This is a genomic window from Arcticibacterium sp. SM2516, from assembly GCF_057914865.1.
On record NZ_CP195290.1, the window covers coordinates 1,545,738 to 1,564,177 of the forward strand.

Sequence of the window (18,440 nt, forward strand, 5' to 3'; positions counted from 1 at the left end):
AACAAGCAAGAATGTCAATATTTAAAGTAGGGGATAAGGTAAGAATGCTCCGTTCTTCAGAAGAGGGTGTGGTTGTAAAGGTCAAAGGAGATTTTATTGATATTGAAACTACAGATGGGTTTGATTTACCTACAATGGCTTCGGAATTGGTCCGGATCTCAGAAGCGGAAAAACAATATTTCAACGTAGCAGAAAGTAAAAAGTCTGCCGAGGCTTTAGATAAGATTTTAGAGAGTAAGAAAATTGCTAAGAATCAAATTTCGCTGGCTTTTGATCAAATCAACGATTATTTATTTAGACCATATTTTATCAATGAAACGTCTAAAGAGGTCTCTTTTGTCCTTTCTGTCTTTAAAAATGGAGCTTTTATAAATTTTGTTTCTGGACAAGCTCCTTCAGAAACAGAAGCAAGGATATATGAGGATTTAAAGAAAGAGGAATTTGATTCTTGGTCAAAGTGGAAGATAGATTTGATTTTCTTTGAAAAAGATAAACCCAATCAACCGCTACGAACCATAGAGTTTAAATTAAAGGCGGCAAACCTATTCAAAAGCAAAATAGAATTTCCTTTTTCTGAACGTTCTGGATTTTTAAGAACCTTATCCTTAGACGCTAAGCCTGAGGACATGAATCAAGCTAAGGAAAAAATAGAAAGCCCATTCGTAGATATCTATGCGTTCAATAAAACCAAGACGGTAGACCTGCATGCAGATAAAATTGGTATTACTACTAAAAACACCGATGTAATATTTGACATGCAAAAGAGTTACTTCATAAACGAAATAGATACATCTGTGGCCGGAAGCGTGATGGAGTTAACTCTTATTCACGGCGTTGGAAACGGACATCTTAAAAACTTCATTCATAAATATTTAGCATCGCATGATCATGTGGAATGGTTTAAAGAGGCTCAGAAAGAGAAGTTTGGCTACGGTGCCACACTTGTTCATTTTAAGCCTTAGCATTTTAGCAACTTCTTTAAGTTGTAGTAAAAAGTATACAGCAGAAGCCCCTTCGGAGTCTTATAGCACGGCAGGTTTAGATAGCCTTACCAATAAGGTCTCTTATATCACTGTGCCTTTGAACATTGATATCAGGGAGATTGAGCGTCAAATAAATCAAAACTTCAAGGGCTTGATTTATTCGGATACAACCTTCAATGAAGACGATCTAAAATATAAAATCTGGAAAAACACCGATCTTAAATTTAAACACAGAGGTGGGGGAGTATTTGAATTTAAGGTGCCTTTAAAAATATGGGTTGAGAAAAAAGTTACGGTTTTAGGTATGACCAAAACACCTTCTACCGAGTTTGAGATAGTCGCGAACTTTTCCTCTAAACCTTTTATATCTTCCGATTGGAAACTTAAAACGGTTACGAACGCCGAAGGTTTCGAGTGGGTAAGTCAGCCTAAACTAAGTTTTGCTGGTTTTTCAATTCCTGTCTCCAGCATTATAGGCGGCATCATTGATAATTATCAAACCAGTATTGCCAGACTAATAGACGATAAAATATCTGATGAAATAGATCTGATAAATCCGGTATTAAAAATATGGAATAGCATTAAAGAACCTGTAAATATTTCTACAGAGTATAATTTATGGGTGAGGGCCATTCCCCAAGACATTTTAATGACTGAATTGAAGTTTGATAATTATAATATCAAAACTTCTGTAGCCATCAAGGCTTTCGTTAATTCTAGTGTGGGTAAAATAAATGTTCCAGTGAAAATTTCTACACATTTGCCCCCAATAAAATTTGCAAACTATCTTCCCAAAGGTTTTGAGATTCATCTCTACAATTTGGTTACTTTCAGTGAAGCTGAGAAAATAGCCAAAGGAATGTTTCTGGGGCAAAAGATGGCTCTTGGAAGCGGGAAGGAAATTGAAATTATGGGCATGAAAATATATGGTGGAGAAAACAACAAAGTCATTATCCAAGTCAACACCAGCGGTGATTTAAACGGTGTAATCTTTTTAAAGGGCGATCCTGTCTACGATACAAAAAGACGCGAAATAGTCTTAAAAAATGTAGATTTTGACGTAAAAACGAAAAGTTTACTCATGAAAACCGCAGCCTGGATGATGTCAGGCAGCCTTACACGCCAAGTAGAAAACAATTTTGGACTACCTGTAGATCCTATTTTTAAAGGTGCCATATCCTCTATAGATGGTTTTCTTAATTCAGATTTTAAAAGTGGAATAAGCTTAAAAGGAAAATTACAAGAACTGACTCCTGGCGAAGTTTATTTAAAAGCGGAAGGATTAATGACAACTGTGAAAGCAAAAGGAGATTTAGAAGTAAAATTGAGTAGTTTTGTGCCAAAGAAATAAGCTGTCTTATCGCTGCCTAGAATAAGGGAGAGGAAAGTCCGAACAGCATAGAGCATCATGCTACCTAACGGGTAGGGAGTAAATGGGTGACCGTTTGCTTACAGCCGGTGCAACAGAAAATATACCGCCATTTGTTCTTTAGGGTAATAAAAGGTAAGGGTGAAAAGGTGAGGTAAGGGCTCACCGCATTGGCAGCGATGTCAATGGCAATGTAAACCTCATGAGCTGAAAGATTAAATAAGTTCTGAATTTTCACTTGCTCGGTGAAATACCTACGGGTGGTCAGGATGGGTAAATCGATAGAGGTTTCGAGTGATTGAAATCCTAGATAAATGATAAGAGTTCCATGTATTTGGAATACAGAATTCGGCTTATAGGCTTATTTCTTTTTTAATTTTAAAATGTTTTAGTCTTTGTATTTAAAAAGACGTACTTTTGCAGTCCAAAAATAACCGAGGGACGGGTTCCCTCACAAACATTTAAATAATGGCTGTTAAAATCAGATTAGCTAGACATGGTCGTAAGAAAAGAGCAATTTACGACATCGTTGTAGCAGACGCAAGAGCACCACGTGATGGTAAGTTCATCGAGAAATTAGGACAATACAATCCAAATTCAACTCCTGCAGGTTTAGTTCTTAATAACGAAAGAGCTTTACATTGGTTAATGGTAGGAGCATTGCCTACTGATACGACAAGAAAAATCTTATCTGTTGAAGGTTTGATGTTCCAAAAACACCTTCAAGTTGGAGTGGTTAAAGGTGCTATCTCTCAAGAAGATGCAGATGCTAAGCACCAAACTTGGTTAGATAACAAAGCTAAAGCTAGAGAAGAAAGAATTTCTAAATTAGCTTTAAGTAAAGCAGACATCAAGAAAGCTGCATTAGCGGCTGAAACTAAGAAAAAAGAAGGTGTAATAGCTAAGAAAGTAGAAGCAGAACAAGCTCTTATAGCTGCTGCTGACGCAGAAGCTGCATTAAAGTTAGCTGCTTCTCAGCCAGTGGTTCAAGATGCTACTGAAGAAGTTGCTCCAGAAGCAGATGCTACTGAAGAGACTCCTGCTGCAGAATAATTTATTATAGTTTCTAAAAAAACCTCACTTTATTCAAAGTGGGGTTTTTTTGTTTAAATGCCTTTTAATAATATTCCATCAATTCAATACCTTTGAACATTATGAATGTTTGCGTTTAGAAAATTCATAAAAATGGAACTCAACAAATGAATCATGACGAAAGAAGAGTGTTACTTTCTTGGTAAAATAACAAAACCTCACGGCTTAAAAGGCGAGGTTACATTATGGATGGATGTAGATGAACCAGAGCTATATAAAGAGCTGGATTCTGTTTTTTTAGACATTAAAGGCGAATTAGTACCTTACTTTTTTGAAGAACTTCAAATAAGAGGCAAAAAATCTATTGCCAAGTTTGAAGATATTGAGAGCATAGAAGAAACAGAAGGAATTATCAACTGTGAAGTTTTCTTACCTATTGATAATTTACCAAAACTTGATACCAAAACCTTTTACTATCATGAACTCCCAGGATATCAATTAAAGGAAGAAAAGACGGGAGAAATTATCGGTATAGTCACGAAGGTTTACGAAGGTGCTGGACAAGATTTAATTGCTTTTAATCTCAATGAAATTGAGATATTAATTCCTATTTCAGACGATATTGTAAAAGACATCGAACGAGATAATAATATCCTGAATGTAAATCTGCCAGAGGGACTGATTGAAATTTATACTGAAAATTAATTGAAACTCATTATATGAGAATTGATATTATTACTTGCTTGCCTGGGCTGCTCGAAGGCTTTTTTTCTCAGTCTATAGTTAAAAGGGCCATGGATGCCGGAACAGTTGAAGTTAACATCATTGACCTTAGGGATTTTGGTGTGGGCAAGAGCCGACAAATTGATGACTACGCCTTTGGTGGTGGAGCAGGAATGGTTATGATGATGGAACCGTTGGTAAATGCCATTGAGCACTACAAAAAAGAACGTGTTTATGACGAAATCATTTACATGACTCCCGACGGTGAATTATTGAATCAGCAAAGCACAAATAGGTTTTCTTTGACAGAAAACTTGCTTATAATCTGTGGACATTATAAGGGAATCGACGAGCGAGTAAGAGAAAAATACATTACCAGAGAGATATCTATTGGAGATTATGTTTTGAGTGGGGGAGAGATACCAGCCGCAGTTCTTACAGATGCCATTATTAGACTCGTTCCGGGAGCCATGAATGATGAAACCTCGGCCCTTACAGATTCCTTTCAAGACGGCTTATTATCTCCTCCTGTATACACTCGACCTGCTGATTTTCAAGGACTTAAGGTTCCTGAAATTTTACTTTCAGGTAATTTCAAAAAAATAGAAGACTGGCGTAGCGAAAAAGCTCTGGAACGCACCAAGGAAAGGAGGCCAGATTTATGGAAGAAAACATTGTAAAAGAGGCTAAAAAAAGCTATTTTTGAACTTATAAAAGAGTGAAAAGTTCACTTTTAAAATCTATTAAACTTAATCTTCTTCTCAAACTAATTTATGGCAGAGGAAAACGATAATCCAATACCTGAATCAAGTCCATCCGGGAACATTATTCCAATCAATATTGAAGATGAAATGCGTAGTGCATACATTGATTATTCAATGTCTGTTATCATTTCACGTGCACTTCCCGATGTAAGAGACGGTTTTAAACCAGTTCACCGACGCGTGCTTTACGGCATGTCAGAATTAGGTGTTTATCATAACAGAGCCCATAAGAAATCTGCCCGTATTGTGGGGGAGGTTCTAGGTAAGTATCACCCTCACGGTGACTCATCTGTTTACGACACAATGGTGCGTATGGCTCAGGAATGGTCATTAAGATATCCATTAGTAGATGGCCAAGGAAACTTCGGTTCAGTGGATGGTGACTCTCCAGCAGCAATGCGTTATACGGAGGCCCGTTTGAAGCGTATTGCCGAAGAAATGTTGGCAGATATTAACAAAGAAACGGTTGACTATCAGCCGAACTTTGATGATTCTCTTCAAGAGCCATCCGTACTTCCAGCAAGAATCCCTAATTTACTGTTAAACGGTACTTCTGGAATTGCAGTAGGTATGGCCACTAACATGGCCCCTCATAATTTAACAGAGGTGGTAGATGGTATAAAAGCCTACATCGCAAATAAAGACATCGACATCGAAGGTTTAATGGAGTTTATAAAAGCTCCTGATTTCCCTACAGGTGGAATAATCTATGGTTATTCTGGCGTAAAATCTGCTTTTGAAACTGGGCGTGGAAGAATAGTCATTCGTTCTGTCGCTAGTTTTGAACAAACAAAAACTGGAAAAGAGCAGATTGTAATTACAGAAATTCCATATATGGTCAATAAGGCCAACATGGTTGAAAAAACTGCAGCTCTAATTAACGACAAGAAAATTGAGGGTATTTCTGACCTAAGGGACGAATCTGATAGAGACGGGCTTCGTGTCGTATATGACTTAAAAAGAGATGCGGTACCTAATGTAGTTCTTAATAATCTTTACAAGTATACGCAATTACAGTCTTCTTTCAGTGTAAACAACGTGGCCTTGGTAAAGGGTCGCCCTTATACGCTTAACCTTAAAGATATGATTGTGCACTATGTGGCACATAGAATTGAGGTTATCACAAGAAGAACAGAGTACGACCTAAAAGAAGCTGAAAAAAGAGCCCACATCTTAGAGGGTTTATTGATTGCTCTAGATAATCTAGATGCCGTTATTGCTTTAATTAGAGGGTCTAAAGACCCAGATGAAGCTAGAAGTGGTCTTATGACCCAATTTGAACTATCCGAAATTCAAGCTAGGGCTATTTTGGATATGAGGCTTCAACGTCTTACGGGACTTGAGAGAGATAAGATTATTACAGAATACGAAGAAATCAAGAAATTGATGGACAGGCTAAGAGAAATTCTTGCGTCTGAAACTATTAAGGAAGAATTAGTAATAGAAGATCTGGATGATATCAAAGCCAAATATGGTGATGAGCGTAGATCTAAGATAGAAATGGCTGGTGGTGATTTCAATATTGAGGATATGATCCCTGATGATGAAATGCTAGTTACGGTTTCAAATGAAGGATACGTAAAAAGAACCGCTCTTCAAGAGTATAGATCTCAGAATAGAGGAGGAGTGGGCTCTAGAGCAGTGAAAACTAAAGATACCGACTACACGGAGCATCTTTTCTCTGCAACCAACCATAATTACCTTTTGTTCTTCACAGAAAAAGGAAAGCTTTTCTGGTTAAGAGTTTTTGAAGTGCCAGAAGGAAGCAAAACGGCCAAAGGAAGAGCCATACAGAATTTAATCAACCTCGAATCCGACGATCGAATTAGAGCCGTTCTCAATGTTAAAACTTTAACAGATGAAGATTATATAAATAATAATTATATCATCATGTGTACCAAAAACGGTACGGTTAAAAAGACATTACTTGAGGCTTATTCTAGACCTAGGGTTAATGGTATTATTGCAATTAACATCAAGGATGGTGATCAGCTGTTAGATGTTTCTCTAACAAACGGAAATGATTATATCATTATCGCAGCAAGTGCTGGGAAAGCTGTCAGATTCCATGAATCTGCTGCTAGAGCCATGGGTAGAGGTGCCAGCGGTGTAAGGGGAATAAAGTTAGCAGAAAACGATCATGCCATAGGCATGGTATGCGTGAGTAGAGAAGATACCCAGTTAATGGTGGTTTCTGAAAATGGTTATGGCAAACGTTCTAACATTGACGAATATAGAATTACTTCTAGAGGTGCTAAAGGTGTGAAAGCCTTAAATATTACGGAGAAAACTGGTAAGTTAGTGGCTATCAAAGAGGTTTCTGATGAAGATGATTTAATGATTATTACCATCAAAGGTATTGCCATTAGAATGAATGTAGCAGATCTGAGAGTAATGGGAAGAGCGACTCAAGGTGTAAGGCTTATTAAACTCAGTGGGAATGATGCCATTGCTTCAGTAACTCAAGTGGTTAAGGATGATGAAGTAGAGCCCATAGAAGGTGACGAGTTAACTGAAGGTGCTGAAAATGAACCTACTACGGAAGAATAAATGTTAAATTGGTGTTAATTGCCTATTGTAAACCAAACATCCTTTGGATTTTGTAGTCAAAAGGCCAAATAGTTTCAGTAATAAATAAACAAAAATAGACCTAAATGAAAAAAGTAGTTTTTGCATTATCGTTTTTACTAACCGCTCAGCTCTCCATGAGTCAGAGTGTTTTAGATTTAGCAAATGACGCACAGTGCCAAACGCAAGAGAGTCTTTTAAAACCAATGATAAAGAACTCTGAACATGCGAAAAGAGGTATTAAAGCTAGTACATGGATAAAACTAGCGGAAGGATATGCTAATTATACCACATCTTGTGGTAAAGATTCAACCTCTGCTTTAAAAGCCTGGAATGCGATTAATAAAGCCGTAGAATTAGACACGGATGGTGAATCTGCAGAAGACATTAAAGCGGTGAAGAACGGTGAATTAATGTACAGTGCAGTGATGAATCAAGGCGTGGCTCACTATAATGTGGGAAGCTTAGAAGAAGCTGTTAAGTTATTTATAATAGGTACAGAAGTAATACCTACAGATACCTTGGCTACATTCTATGCAGGAATCGTTTCTAACCAATTGGGTAATTTTGACGATGCAGCAAAAGCTTTTCAGCAATATATTGAAGTAGCAGGTGGGAGAGACGCAGCCTCTTACTACACCCTAAGTACTATTGCAAAAGAAAAAGGAGATTTGAACGAATCCATCAAATGGTTGAAAAAAGGTGTAGTAGATACTGGAGATAAAGATCTTCAAGGAGAATTGATCAATACATATATCAATAACGATATGCTAGGTGATGCCGTAGGTGATATGGAAAAGTTAGTAGACTCGGATCCTACGAATACCAATAATCTTTTAAACCTTGGTATCCTTTACGATAATCAAGGCGAAAAAGAGAAAGCTTTAGAAATTTATAAGCGTGTCTTGAAAATGGATCCTGATAACTATGACTGTAACTTTAACTTGGCAGTATTCTATTTCAACGATGCTGTACAAATTAAGAAAGAAGTAGACGCCATGGATATGAAGACCTACCAAAAAGAAGGTGCTGCTATTGAAGCCAAAGCATGTGAAAAATTCAGAAGTTCTCAGCCTTATTTCCAAGCATGTTCTAGAATTAAGCCAGGCGAGCCTGAAATTGAAGAAAACCTAAAAAGTCTTACCAATATTTTAAGTCAGTGTAAGTAGACTTCATACTTTATAATTTAGGGCCATTTGAAAGAATGGCCTTAATTTACAGAACCCTATTTAACATAATATATATTATATAACATATTCACAACTCAGAATTCCGCCTTTAAAACAACCTTTTACATTTGATAATCCTATTAGCAGTTAAATTACAAAGCATGGTTAAAGTTCTTGATTTAACTAACCTTTATATACGAAGGCCGTTTATCCAAACCAAGAACGGTGAGCCCTGGAGGTTTCTAACCCATAATAGTTAGCATTTAACACGCTTTATTCATTAGAAAATCTCCCGATTTTATCAATACCCTAGCTAAATTGCCTTAAATCAGTTCGTAAACTCAATTAAACTTAATCACCAGAACCCTTCGACAAAAAGCTCAGGGCAAACTGCTATGCTTATCTCGTTTAAATGTCTGATTTATTCCACTTAAAACTCTTTGCGATTCTCCAAGGCATAAACCGGGTTTAATCCCGCCAAACCTTATTTCTTATACCAACTATCAGCAAAAGGCCCATAAAACCTACAAAAACAACTCCTAAGACACGAATAGGTCTTCCATAATAATAATCCAGGCTTGTGGCCACAAGAATTAAGAGAATGGCCAAGATTGGTAAATAGAAGTATGCTAATTTTCTAGTACTCATAGAAAGAATGCTTTTAGGCAGGTTTAAAGTCAGAAAAAGAATTATCGTTATAGAATAGAACAATTTTACTAATCATTTTCTGATGAACATATTTAGCATCGTTGTTTAAAGACGAAGACACCGAATTTGAAGCCATAGCTGCCCCAACATTAGACGACTTAAAATCAGTGAAAGAATTATCATCGTAAAAGACGACTATCTTCACTATCTCTTTCTCACCTGCTGAAGCAGCATTCGCTGAGAATAGATCCGCTTGTGCTTCTTTTATATCCTCATTTTCTGTATGAGCGTCTTCTGCTATTATTTTTAACAAATCTAGATTCAACGCATGCTCATCAAAAGTCCATTGCACACCCAATTGTGGAAATTGCATAAGAATTTTTTGAATAATTTCTAAACTTGGCCTATTTCTTCCGGCAATAATATGGCTAATGATGGGCCTACTAACACCAATATGATCAGCAAATTTAGAACTACTAAAGCCTAGCTCTTTAATAATTATTTCAATTTTCTGGTTTAAAGTCATCTTATTATAATCGTTCTCTTATAGAAATATCAATTCATCGTTTACAAATATATGTCAATTGGTTTACATTTCCAAATAGTCAACTTACATTACTAAACTTAGTAAATTTACATTTCTGTTGTTGGGTGTTTATGATTGTAAATTCAGACTTTCTTCTATACTAAGTAGTTATATCAAAATATTTGTGAGAGAAAAGAAGGTTTGGCGACTCATAGCATTTCATAAATTTTCAAAAATAAATGAAATAGTCTTTGGAATTAACATTTATTATATGCTACCTTTGAATATAATAAGTCGCGAAAAGAGATTCCGACTACGTGTAACTTTCCAATAATATAAATAAAACTTTAAGACGTTAATCCTTTGAGATTGTCTTAAAATAAAATAGCCACACTTTTTAAAGTGTGGCTATTTGCTTTTTATCATTCTAGGTTCCTTTCTACATCTTAAACCGCTACGTCATTCTCTCGAAGTGCATCGTTGAGAGATGTCTTTAAGTCGGTACTGGCCTTTCTTTTACCAATAATTAAAGCACAAGGGACACTGTAATCACCGGCAGGGAATGACTTAACCTGAGTCCCAGGAATAACCACAGAATCTGCAGGAACATAACCTTTATAAATAACGGGTTCATCCCCAGTAACATCTATTATCTTTGAGCTTTTAGTAATGGTTACTCCAGCTCCTAGGACAGCACGTTTACCAATATGAACACCTTCTACTACAATACACCTAGAGCCAATAAAAGCACCATCCTCAATAATAACTGGCGATGCCTGAGCAGGCTCTAAAACTCCTCCTATGCCAACTCCACCGCTCAAATGAACATTCTTACCAATTTGAGCACAGCTACCCACTGTGGCCCAGGTATCCACCATGGTTCCAGAGTCTACAAATGCTCCAATATTGACATAAGAAGGCATTAAAATTACACCAGGGGCTAAATAAGCACCATATCTAGCAACCGCCGGAGGAACAACCCTTACACCCAATTCAGCATAATTCGTTTTTAAATCCATTTTATCATGGAATTCAAATATTCCAACCTCTGTAGGAACCATCTTTCTCAGAGGGAAATAAAGAATAATTGCTTTTTTTACCCACTCATTGGTTTGCCAAGAACCATCTTCTAATGGTTCCGCTACCCTTAACTCTCCTTTATCTACCGCTTCCACTACATCATTAATGGCAGTAATTACATGCTCACTCTTTAATAATTCTCTGTTATCCCAGGCTTCAAGGATTATTTTTTGACGTTCTTCCATTAAACTATTCAAATATTTGGTTAATAAATTTTTACTTGATTATAACATACTCAAATGACTGGTTAGTCGAGTAATATAGGTCGTGAATGAACCCAAAAAGCAGGATGTTATTTTGCACTTTTGGCAACCAAATAATATTTGGCTACCGCTCGTCACCTTCAAGCATTCCGCAAAACTAAGACATAATTCTAAATTGCCCATCTTCTAAGCATTTGTATTTTTCAAACCCTCCTACCCTTAGTATTAAAACCCAAACAGTTAAGAGTGCTATTTATTTTAACAATATTAATGACATAAAAATAAATTGTATTATTCCCGTAACTTCTTGCTACTTTCATAGAATACTTCAGCATTATTATAAAAGTGCTATTTTTGTGTATCATTTACCATAAAAATTATAACAGAAATGAAGGATATTAAAGTTGCTATTAATGGCTTTGGAAGAATCGGAAGATTAGTTTATCGTCAGATATATAACATGGAAGGCATTGATATTGTGGCCATTAACGACCTTACAAGCCCAGAATCACTAGCTTATCTCTTAAAATATGATACGGCTCAAGGTAGATTCGATCAAGAAGTTACCGCTACTGAAAATAGTATTATAGTAAACGGAGACAATATAAACGTATACGCTCAAAGAGACCCATCTCAAATTCCATGGGCTCAGCATGATGTTGATGTGGTTTTAGAGTGTACCGGATTTTTCGCTTCTGACGAGAAAGCTTCTGCACACCTTAAAGCAGGTGCTAAAAGAGTGGTTATTTCTGCACCAGCTACGGGTGATGTAAAAATGATAGTATTTGGTGTAAATCATGAAACTTTAGATGGTACAGAAACTATCATTTCTGGAGCTTCTTGTACAACAAACTGCTTAGCTCCTATGGCTCAAGCATTGAACAACTCATTTGGCATCAAAACGGGCTTAATGACTACAATTCATGCTTACACTAACGACCAAAGTACGCAAGATGGTCCTCATAAAGATTTTAGAAGAGGAAGAGCTGCTGCTGAAAATATAGTTCCTAATACTACAGGTGCTGCTAAAGCTATAGGTAAAGTATTACCTGAATTAGATGGTGTTTTAGATGGTGCTGCTCAACGTGTTCCTACATTGACGGGTTCGTTAACAGAATTAGTAACCATCTTAGACAAGAAAGTTACAGTTGAAGAAATCAACGCTGTAATGAAGGCTGCTGCATCTGATAGTTATGGTTACACAGAAGACCCTATTGTAAGTTCAGACATCATTGGTATTACTTATGGTTCATTATTTGATGCAACTCAAACTAAAGTACAAACAGTAGGTGATAGCCAATTGGTTAAAACTGTTAGCTGGTATGATAACGAAATGTCTTACGTTTCTCAGTTGGTTAGAACGGTTAAATATTTCGCAGGTTTAATCCAGAAATAAGAATTTTTTGTTAAACACTAAAAATCCCCATTGCTAATTTAGCGATGGGGATTTTTTTATGTGCTGTCATTGAATCTCTGATGATTAAACCCGCTTTATGTATTAGGCAATCTCCCGATTTTATCGGGACCGTAGCTAAATTGCTTCAAATCAGTATACTTCGTCAAGCTCTCAGCACTGGCTACACCCATTTAAACTCAAACACCATAGCACATCGACATTAGCTCAGGGTAAACGCTATGCTAATTTCCTTTAATTGTCTGATTTATCGTACTTTAGCTACTCATTACAATTCTGCAATGCATAAACCGGGTTAAACCAATAGTTTAGCTTTAATATAGTTAATGGTATAACCTTTTTCCACCCATAGGTTCTCATAATGAGTCTGTATACCATGGTGTTCTGCTAACAGAGCCGAATGATATAAATCATCTGTATATCCCAATATCTCGAAATCACTATCATTAGATATCATCTCTAGGCTATATTCATAGAGAAATGGACTATCCGTTTTGAGCCTAAAAAGGCCATCTTTTTTAAGGTACTTCTTATATAAATTAAGAAAGTGTTGATTGGTAAGACGCTTTCGCTCTTGTTTCTCGCTGGGTTGTGGATCTGGATGAATAAGCCAGATTTCATCAACTTCTTTTTCTTCAAAAAACTCATCCAAATACTGAATTCCAGTCCTCAAAAAAGAAGCATTTTTCAGATCTTTATCTAACGCTCTCTTACTTCCCCTGGCAATCCTGTCCCCTTTGATATCAATACCAATGAAGTTTTTATCCGGTACGTTTTCAGCTAGACCAACGGTATATTCTCCTTTACCACAGGCTAATTCTAATACCAAAGGTTGCTTTTTCTCAAAATAAACCTTATTCCAATTTCCTTTAATAGTGGTATACAGAGGCTTACCATTCTCTATCACGTTCCAAACCTCCTGATTATGCTGAAATCTATGTAATTTTCTTCTCGACACTTGATTATAAATTTTCTAATTCTGCTACTAAATAGGTACTTCCTCCAATATAAATAAAATCGTTTTTCAAAGCTCTTTCTTTTGCGACAACTAAAGCATCATTAACATTAGCAAAGTAATATGAATCTAATATGTTAAACTTATTAGCACAGGCTTTTAGTTCTTCTAATGATTTCGAACGCAACGAATTAAACGAACAAAAGTAATAACTGGCATCATGAGGTAATAAATTTAAAGTAGTCTTCAAATCTTTGTCCGCAGCAAAACCCAATATAAAATGTACTCTATTATAGACATGTTTACTAAGATATGTCTGTAGTAATCTAAAGGCATGAGGGTTATGCCCTGTATCACAAATGGTTAAAGGATTAATGGCCATTTTTTGCCACCTTCCTTTTAATCCCGTATTTCTTATAACATGTGCTAGCCCTGAAGTCAGTGATTTACTAGATATATTATAGCCTGATGAATTGTTAATTATATTAACACAAGTGATAACACCTAATAAGTTCTGTTTTTGATAAGCACCCTGAAGATCCAAACCGATTTCAAACTCATCATCATTCTTCAAACCATCAACTATATAATTAGTTAATCCTTCTTTCTCTTTTATGAAGCGACCAATATAACGCTCCTGAGCAAATATAATTTCAGACTTTCTTAATTTAGCTTGCTCAAGAAATATCTTTGTAGTTGATATATCCTTTTCAGAAATGACTACTGGAATATTTTCTTTAATGATTCCAGCTTTCTCAAATGCTATTTTCTCAAGGGTATCACCAAGTACATCCACATGGTCAAATCCTATATTTGTAATTAGAGAAAGAATAGGTTTTATAATATTGGTAGAGTCTAGCCTTCCTCCAAGCCCAGTTTCTATAATGGCTATTTCTACCTCTTCCTTAGCAAAGAGTTCAAAAGCCATGGCAACAGTCACTTCAAAAAATGAGGGTTTTAATTCGGCGATATATTCCTTATGTTTTTCAACGAAATTGATCACATAGTTCTCTTCGACTATATTTCCATTGATTTTAAATCGTTCTCGGAAATCTTTAAGATGTGGGGAGGTATACAATCCCGTTTTATATCCGGCTTCTTGAAATATAGAAGCCAACATATGGGAGGAACTTCCTTTACCATTGGTGCCCGCCACATGAATACTTTTAAACTTTAATTCAGGATTCCCCAAATATTGACAGAACGCTTCAATATTCTTTAATGAAGGTTTTATAGCCTTGATACCAGAATTCTGAAATGCTGGCAACTGAGCGTATAAATATGTTACGGTTTCTTGATAATTCATTTTTGCTAACAAAATGTTCGCAAAAATACTAAGGCTTAAGGCTAATTTGTAATGTTAATAGTAATAGTTCCGCTTGATTTTGGAGGCGGAGTTCCTTGTGGTGTTAAAAAGCTTCCTAACCTCTGTTGAATGTAGTTTTTGTAAAAATTAGTTACACTTGGACTTACGGTAGATTGGCTCGGCACTATAGCAATTACCTCTCCTCTATTATCCACAGTAACCTTAAATACGATAATACCTGTCTCTGAGCTATTATCTTTAGGTAAGGTAAAACTCTTTCTATTCCATCCAGAAATACTTACTGAGGCTCCACCGTTTCCTCCAGCACCAGGATTACCATAAAGGCTTTTTCCGTCTGGTGTACCCCTTGGATCACCTTGATCTCCTACATCCCCAGGTCTTCCATCACCATTATTATTTCCTCCTTCACCATCTCTCGTTCCTGTGGTTCCGTTAGAATTACTACCAGACCCAGATTTTTTCATTACAGAACCAGTGTCTACACTTCTAGAAGGTGCGGGCGGCGTAGGTTTTGATGCGGGAGCACTAGGGCTAGGACTTGCTGGTTGCGGTTTTGAGTTTGTTGGTGTTTTCTTCATAATCACGGGAGATTTCTCCGCTTCTGAAGTTATAACAGGTGGTGTTTTTTGTGGCGTACTTTTAGGAGGGGTAGGTTTTGTGCTTGGTGTAGGAACAACTTTTGCAGGAGGCGTAACCGCCTTTTGCGTAGTGGCTTTATCCGCTGGTTTTACATCATAATTATTAGGAGAGTTACTGGCCTTATTGGTGGTTTGAATATCACCATATCCAGTTAAATCTAAACCGTAATTTAAATCCACGCCCATGGCTATGGGCTCTTCTTTAGGATCATAAATGATTTTAAAAAAAACTAAAGCTGCCAAAAACAAAACGTAAAGCCCAGCACTAATCATGAGTGCTTTCCTTTTATGCTCTTTATTATCTATTGCTAATTCCATTTTCGTCAAAATATACGGACTTATCGCCGGTGAACTGTTCTATACTAGCAGACATGGTTTCTGCTTCTTCTATTCCTATAACGGGCACATATACCCTTCTCATGCCATTAACCACCTTTATTTCTGCATTAAAACCAGCGGACTTCATTTTGTCTACTAATTTATTGGCGTTTTCCTTATTTTTGAAAAGCCCAGCAGAAACTTCAAATCTTTTTATATTTTCGCTGCCCTGCTCCACAAGACCCTCGTGAATTTCCTTAAGTATCATTTCCTGAGAAGTAGAATCTCCCATTAAACTATCATTCTCGTAAACAACACTATCTGGAACACTTTGTATGGTCGTATCAAGAACTGGAATTTCTCTTTTTTGAAAAGGCCTATAGAGAATCACGTAATATAAAGCACCAAATATAAATAATACAGGCAGAATGTAAAGCAAATATTTTAACCATGGCTTACTTTCTTCCTCTTCTTGATACTGATATTCATACGCCCCAAGAGTTGTGTTTTCCCCAACCGAGGCATTTGATGGTTCAGGAGTATCACTTATCGGTTCTGAGACTTTTAACGCTGGTTTAGCTGGAACCGTAAACTCAATATCTGAAAAACTAGGTTTAGTATAATAGTTGATTTCAGGAATAAATTGCCCTTCTAAATGTCCGTCTTCCGATTTGCTAATAACACAAACATCAGCCAAGACTAATTTATTGTTCGTATTTAAACCCGTTTTGAAATCAAATAAGTAAGCTTTGAGTCGGGCTTCAATTTCCGCTTTAGAAAAGTTCTCTTTTTTTAGAATATAATTAATAAACTTATTCCCTTCATCTGAGACTAGTAAATGATTAAACTCAAAAGTTTTAAAAGGTTCTATAAACGCTCCATTTTCTTTGATTTGAGCTTGCGTAAAAGAAGCTATAAAAGCACCTAAACCAGGAATGACTATGAAGTCTTCTTCGTAAAGTAATTCTTTAAGATGCTTATCAAAGTTTATCATTCAGAAAGCCAATATTGGTTTTAAAGAGAGACGTTTATTCCAACAAGAAAGTTAAGACCTTGCTGCGGATAATTATAATACCTCTGGTAATTTTTACCAATGATATTATTCAATTTCACAAAGAACGCAAATTGCTCACTGAAAAGGTAGGTAAATTCTGCATTCAAATCTGTAATGGCTGGCAGTTTAACATCCTCTCCTATGAACGGGTCTCTTGCATAAGAATTACCAATATAGTAAAAATCGATATTTGAAACAATTTTGTCAGAAACCACAAATGTGTTTCCTAGTCTACCTTCAAACGATGGCCTGTGGTAAGGTTTGTCAAATTCAATGGTTTCATAATACCAATAATCCGCTGTTAAGTTAGTTCTCCAAAATTCCTTTGGCTGGTAATTAAACTCCGCAGAAACATTGACAAAATCTGTTCGATTGTTATCATATTCTATTTCAAATTGACGCGTTCTAGGATCGCCTTCATAAGTATTGAAAAAATACAAACCAGTAAACTGCCCGTAAGATGCTTTGAAGTTGTAATTCAAACCTGAAAATAAATCTCCTCGGCTACCAATAAATACTTCCATGTCTTTGGTGGTATTTAGAATCGATACATTCGGTTTTAACCAAGGGTTTTGGTCTAACATTGAGCCTAAAGTATTACGAATGATATCTCCATCATATCCTGCAAAAAAGTAGTAAAGGGCAGGTGTTTTGTAAGTTAAAGTAGCCGTAGGGAAACCTTTTGTTTGATTGACTTGTGTAATTTGATCAAATTCATTCACGGCTTTAAAACCAAGCTTAGCATTAAACTGATTAAAATCAATATTAAAGGAAGGTTCTACTCTAAATAGATTCCTCTTCCCTACTTCTTGGTCAAAATAACTATCCGTTCTTTCTGTTAAATAAGTCTCCCCTTTTACCATCGCCGTAACTCTATCTTCAATCAGCGGGAAAGTGGCATCGAATTGTGTTCCCCAATCCGTTTCTTCCGCATCATATCGATATTGAGGAAGAACATTTTTATTACTCAATTTTCTTATGTTCGTTTTTATTGAATAATCCAAAATGGGTTTTGGTTTGGTATTCTGTAAAGCGACTCCAAAATTGAAAATATTTAATTTTTGTTTAATGTCATCTTTTTGGAAATCATAATTTGCTGTTGTATCGTAGCCATAAAATCTATAATTTCTGGCTTCGAAACCTAAATTTCCTTTAAGTTCAAACCCATTGGCATTGTATTTACCGTCAAGCTTTATTTGGTCTAAATTTATCCCAGAATTAACGCCTTGAATGGGTCCTCTTTTAGCCGCATTATGCAAACCATAAATACCGAATACTGTTTTTTTACTTTGATCAGAGTTTATAAAAGTCTCTGCATATAAACGTCCATAGTTACCTGCACCTACTTTAAAATAATTGGCGTAACCAGCACTTTGAGTTTTCCCTTTTTTATTATCATCTACAGGTGAAACGATGTTAGGTGCAAACTCTACTTCTTCTATGCCATTTGGCTTTTTTTCAAAAAAAGTATAAGCCATTTCTCTTTTCTTAGTCACTTTCTCTTCCGTCGGTATTTTGTCAAATACCCTACTGGCCTTTTGTAACTTAACTTGTTTCTCTTTAGTAATGGTGATTTCCTCATCACCAATACCCGTATTTTGTGCCAAAGCAGAGATGCTTAGGCACATTAAAAACAATATCTTATTTGAATTCAATTTCATCTTTTAAC

Annotated in this window: 16 protein-coding genes and 1 other RNA gene; 9 read left to right on the forward strand and 8 right to left on the reverse strand. The window is 36.1% G+C overall.

Features of this window, described 5'->3' with window-relative positions; genetic code table 11:
- Window positions 1–11: 11 nt before the first annotated feature.
- The 8 genes from ACSBFT_RS06395 (at window position 12) to ACSBFT_RS06430 (ending at window position 8,608) form a co-directional block, all read left to right on the forward strand.
- Window positions 12–962: a Smr/MutS family protein gene (locus tag ACSBFT_RS06395; protein WP_463045773.1), complete on the forward strand. Its 951-nt coding sequence runs from the start codon at window positions 12–14 to the stop codon at window positions 960–962.
- A complete protein-coding gene (locus ACSBFT_RS06400; protein ID WP_489603963.1) occupies window positions 883–2,334 on the forward strand; it encodes a DUF4403 family protein in 1,452 nt (483 codons plus the stop codon). Before ACSBFT_RS06395 ends, ACSBFT_RS06400 begins: the two co-directional genes overlap by 80 nt.
- Window positions 2,328–2,724, forward strand: an RNA gene (gene rnpB, locus ACSBFT_RS06405) — RNase P RNA component class A. Before ACSBFT_RS06400 ends, rnpB begins: the two co-directional genes overlap by 7 nt.
- Window positions 2,725–2,820: 96 nt before the next feature.
- Entirely contained in the window at window positions 2,821–3,405 is a 585-nt protein-coding gene (locus tag ACSBFT_RS06410) for a 30S ribosomal protein S16 (RefSeq protein WP_463045771.1), read from the forward strand.
- A gap of 153 nt (window positions 3,406–3,558) precedes the next feature.
- Window positions 3,559–4,089, forward strand: coding sequence for a ribosome maturation factor RimM (gene rimM, locus ACSBFT_RS06415; RefSeq protein ID WP_463045770.1), 531 nt, complete (start codon window positions 3,559–3,561; stop codon window positions 4,087–4,089).
- Window positions 4,090–4,103: 14 nt separating this feature from the next.
- On the forward strand, window positions 4,104–4,787 hold the full coding sequence (gene trmD / locus ACSBFT_RS06420; protein ID WP_463045769.1) for a tRNA (guanosine(37)-N1)-methyltransferase TrmD: 684 nt from the start codon (window positions 4,104–4,106) through the stop codon (window positions 4,785–4,787).
- A 93-nt stretch (window positions 4,788–4,880) separates the two neighbouring features.
- Window positions 4,881–7,421, forward strand: a complete 2,541-nt coding sequence (gene gyrA / locus ACSBFT_RS06425; protein ID WP_463045768.1) for a DNA gyrase subunit A — start codon at window positions 4,881–4,883, stop codon at window positions 7,419–7,421.
- Window positions 7,422–7,525: 104 nt separating this feature from the next.
- Entirely contained in the window at window positions 7,526–8,608 is a 1,083-nt protein-coding gene (locus ACSBFT_RS06430) for a tetratricopeptide repeat protein (RefSeq protein ID WP_489603964.1), read from the forward strand.
- Between the two features lie 468 nt (window positions 8,609–9,076).
- Here the strand turns inward: ACSBFT_RS06430 and ACSBFT_RS06435 are convergent, their stop codons facing one another.
- From ACSBFT_RS06435 to ACSBFT_RS06445, 3 genes are all read right to left on the reverse strand, one after another.
- Entirely contained in the window at window positions 9,077–9,256 is a 180-nt protein-coding gene (locus ACSBFT_RS06435; RefSeq protein WP_489603965.1) for a hypothetical protein, read from the reverse strand.
- Window positions 9,257–9,269: 13 nt separating this feature from the next.
- Window positions 9,270–9,782, reverse strand: a complete 513-nt coding sequence (locus ACSBFT_RS06440; RefSeq protein WP_463046233.1) for a helix-turn-helix transcriptional regulator — start codon at window positions 9,780–9,782, stop codon at window positions 9,270–9,272.
- Window positions 9,783–10,228: 446 nt separating this feature from the next.
- A complete protein-coding gene (locus ACSBFT_RS06445) occupies window positions 10,229–11,047 on the reverse strand; it encodes a 2,3,4,5-tetrahydropyridine-2,6-dicarboxylate N-succinyltransferase (RefSeq protein WP_463046232.1) in 819 nt (272 codons plus the stop codon).
- Between the two features lie 406 nt (window positions 11,048–11,453).
- Here ACSBFT_RS06445 and gap point away from each other — a divergent pair, with 406 nt between their 5' ends.
- Window positions 11,454–12,461 carry a type I glyceraldehyde-3-phosphate dehydrogenase gene (gene gap, locus ACSBFT_RS06450; RefSeq protein WP_463046231.1) on the forward strand — a complete coding sequence of 336 codons (1,008 nt, stop codon included), beginning with the start codon at window positions 11,454–11,456 and terminating at the stop codon, window positions 12,459–12,461.
- A gap of 313 nt (window positions 12,462–12,774) precedes the next feature.
- Here gap and trmB read toward each other — a convergent pair whose 3' ends face one another.
- The 5 genes from trmB to ACSBFT_RS06475 are packed head-to-tail and all read right to left on the reverse strand — an operon-like array spanning window position 12,775 to window position 18,432.
- Entirely contained in the window at window positions 12,775–13,437 is a 663-nt protein-coding gene (trmB, locus tag ACSBFT_RS06455) for a tRNA (guanosine(46)-N7)-methyltransferase TrmB (RefSeq protein ID WP_463046230.1), read from the reverse strand.
- 4 nt (window positions 13,438–13,441) lie between these two features.
- Window positions 13,442–14,740: a bifunctional folylpolyglutamate synthase/dihydrofolate synthase gene (locus ACSBFT_RS06460; protein WP_489603966.1), complete on the reverse strand. Its 1,299-nt coding sequence runs from the start codon at window positions 14,738–14,740 to the stop codon at window positions 13,442–13,444.
- A gap of 41 nt (window positions 14,741–14,781) precedes the next feature.
- On the reverse strand, window positions 14,782–15,717 hold the full coding sequence (locus ACSBFT_RS06465) for a hypothetical protein (protein WP_463046228.1): 936 nt from the start codon (window positions 15,715–15,717) through the stop codon (window positions 14,782–14,784).
- Complete coding sequence (locus ACSBFT_RS06470; protein ID WP_463046227.1) at window positions 15,698–16,711, reverse strand: HU domain-containing protein; 1,014 nt, start codon at window positions 16,709–16,711, stop codon at window positions 15,698–15,700. The genes ACSBFT_RS06465 and ACSBFT_RS06470 overlap by 20 nt, the downstream gene beginning before the upstream one ends.
- Window positions 16,712–16,731: 20 nt before the next feature.
- Window positions 16,732–18,432: a TonB-dependent receptor gene (locus tag ACSBFT_RS06475; protein WP_489603967.1), complete on the reverse strand. Its 1,701-nt coding sequence runs from the start codon at window positions 18,430–18,432 to the stop codon at window positions 16,732–16,734.
- Window positions 18,433–18,440 lie beyond the last annotated feature (8 nt).

Excerpts from the sequence above, each read along its gene's own strand:
- ACSBFT_RS06395 (WP_463045773.1), top strand. The coding sequence starts at position 12 with ATGTCAATATTTAAAGTAGGGGATAAGGTAAGAATGCTCCGTTCTTCA.
- ACSBFT_RS06400 (WP_489603963.1), top strand. The coding sequence starts at position 883 with ATGATCATGTGGAATGGTTTAAAGAGGCTCAGAAAGAGAAGTTTGGCT.
- ACSBFT_RS06410 (WP_463045771.1), top strand. The coding sequence starts at position 2,821 with ATGGCTGTTAAAATCAGATTAGCTAGACATGGTCGTAAGAAAAGAGCA.
- rimM (WP_463045770.1), top strand. The coding sequence starts at position 3,559 with ATGACGAAAGAAGAGTGTTACTTTCTTGGTAAAATAACAAAACCTCAC.
- trmD (WP_463045769.1), top strand. The coding sequence starts at position 4,104 with ATGAGAATTGATATTATTACTTGCTTGCCTGGGCTGCTCGAAGGCTTT.
- gyrA (WP_463045768.1), top strand. The coding sequence starts at position 4,881 with ATGGCAGAGGAAAACGATAATCCAATACCTGAATCAAGTCCATCCGGG.
- ACSBFT_RS06430 (WP_489603964.1), top strand. The coding sequence starts at position 7,526 with ATGAAAAAAGTAGTTTTTGCATTATCGTTTTTACTAACCGCTCAGCTC.
- ACSBFT_RS06435 (WP_489603965.1), bottom strand. The coding sequence starts at position 9,256 with ATGAGTACTAGAAAATTAGCATACTTCTATTTACCAATCTTGGCCATT.
- ACSBFT_RS06440 (WP_463046233.1), bottom strand. The coding sequence starts at position 9,782 with ATGACTTTAAACCAGAAAATTGAAATAATTATTAAAGAGCTAGGCTTT.
- ACSBFT_RS06445 (WP_463046232.1), bottom strand. The coding sequence starts at position 11,047 with ATGGAAGAACGTCAAAAAATAATCCTTGAAGCCTGGGATAACAGAGAA.
- gap (WP_463046231.1), top strand. The coding sequence starts at position 11,454 with ATGAAGGATATTAAAGTTGCTATTAATGGCTTTGGAAGAATCGGAAGA.
- ACSBFT_RS06460 (WP_489603966.1), bottom strand. The coding sequence starts at position 14,740 with ATGAATTATCAAGAAACCGTAACATATTTATACGCTCAGTTGCCAGCA.
- ACSBFT_RS06465 (WP_463046228.1), bottom strand. The coding sequence starts at position 15,717 with ATGGAATTAGCAATAGATAATAAAGAGCATAAAAGGAAAGCACTCATG.
- ACSBFT_RS06470 (WP_463046227.1), bottom strand. The coding sequence starts at position 16,711 with ATGATAAACTTTGATAAGCATCTTAAAGAATTACTTTACGAAGAAGAC.
- ACSBFT_RS06475 (WP_489603967.1), bottom strand. The coding sequence starts at position 18,432 with ATGAAATTGAATTCAAATAAGATATTGTTTTTAATGTGCCTAAGCATC.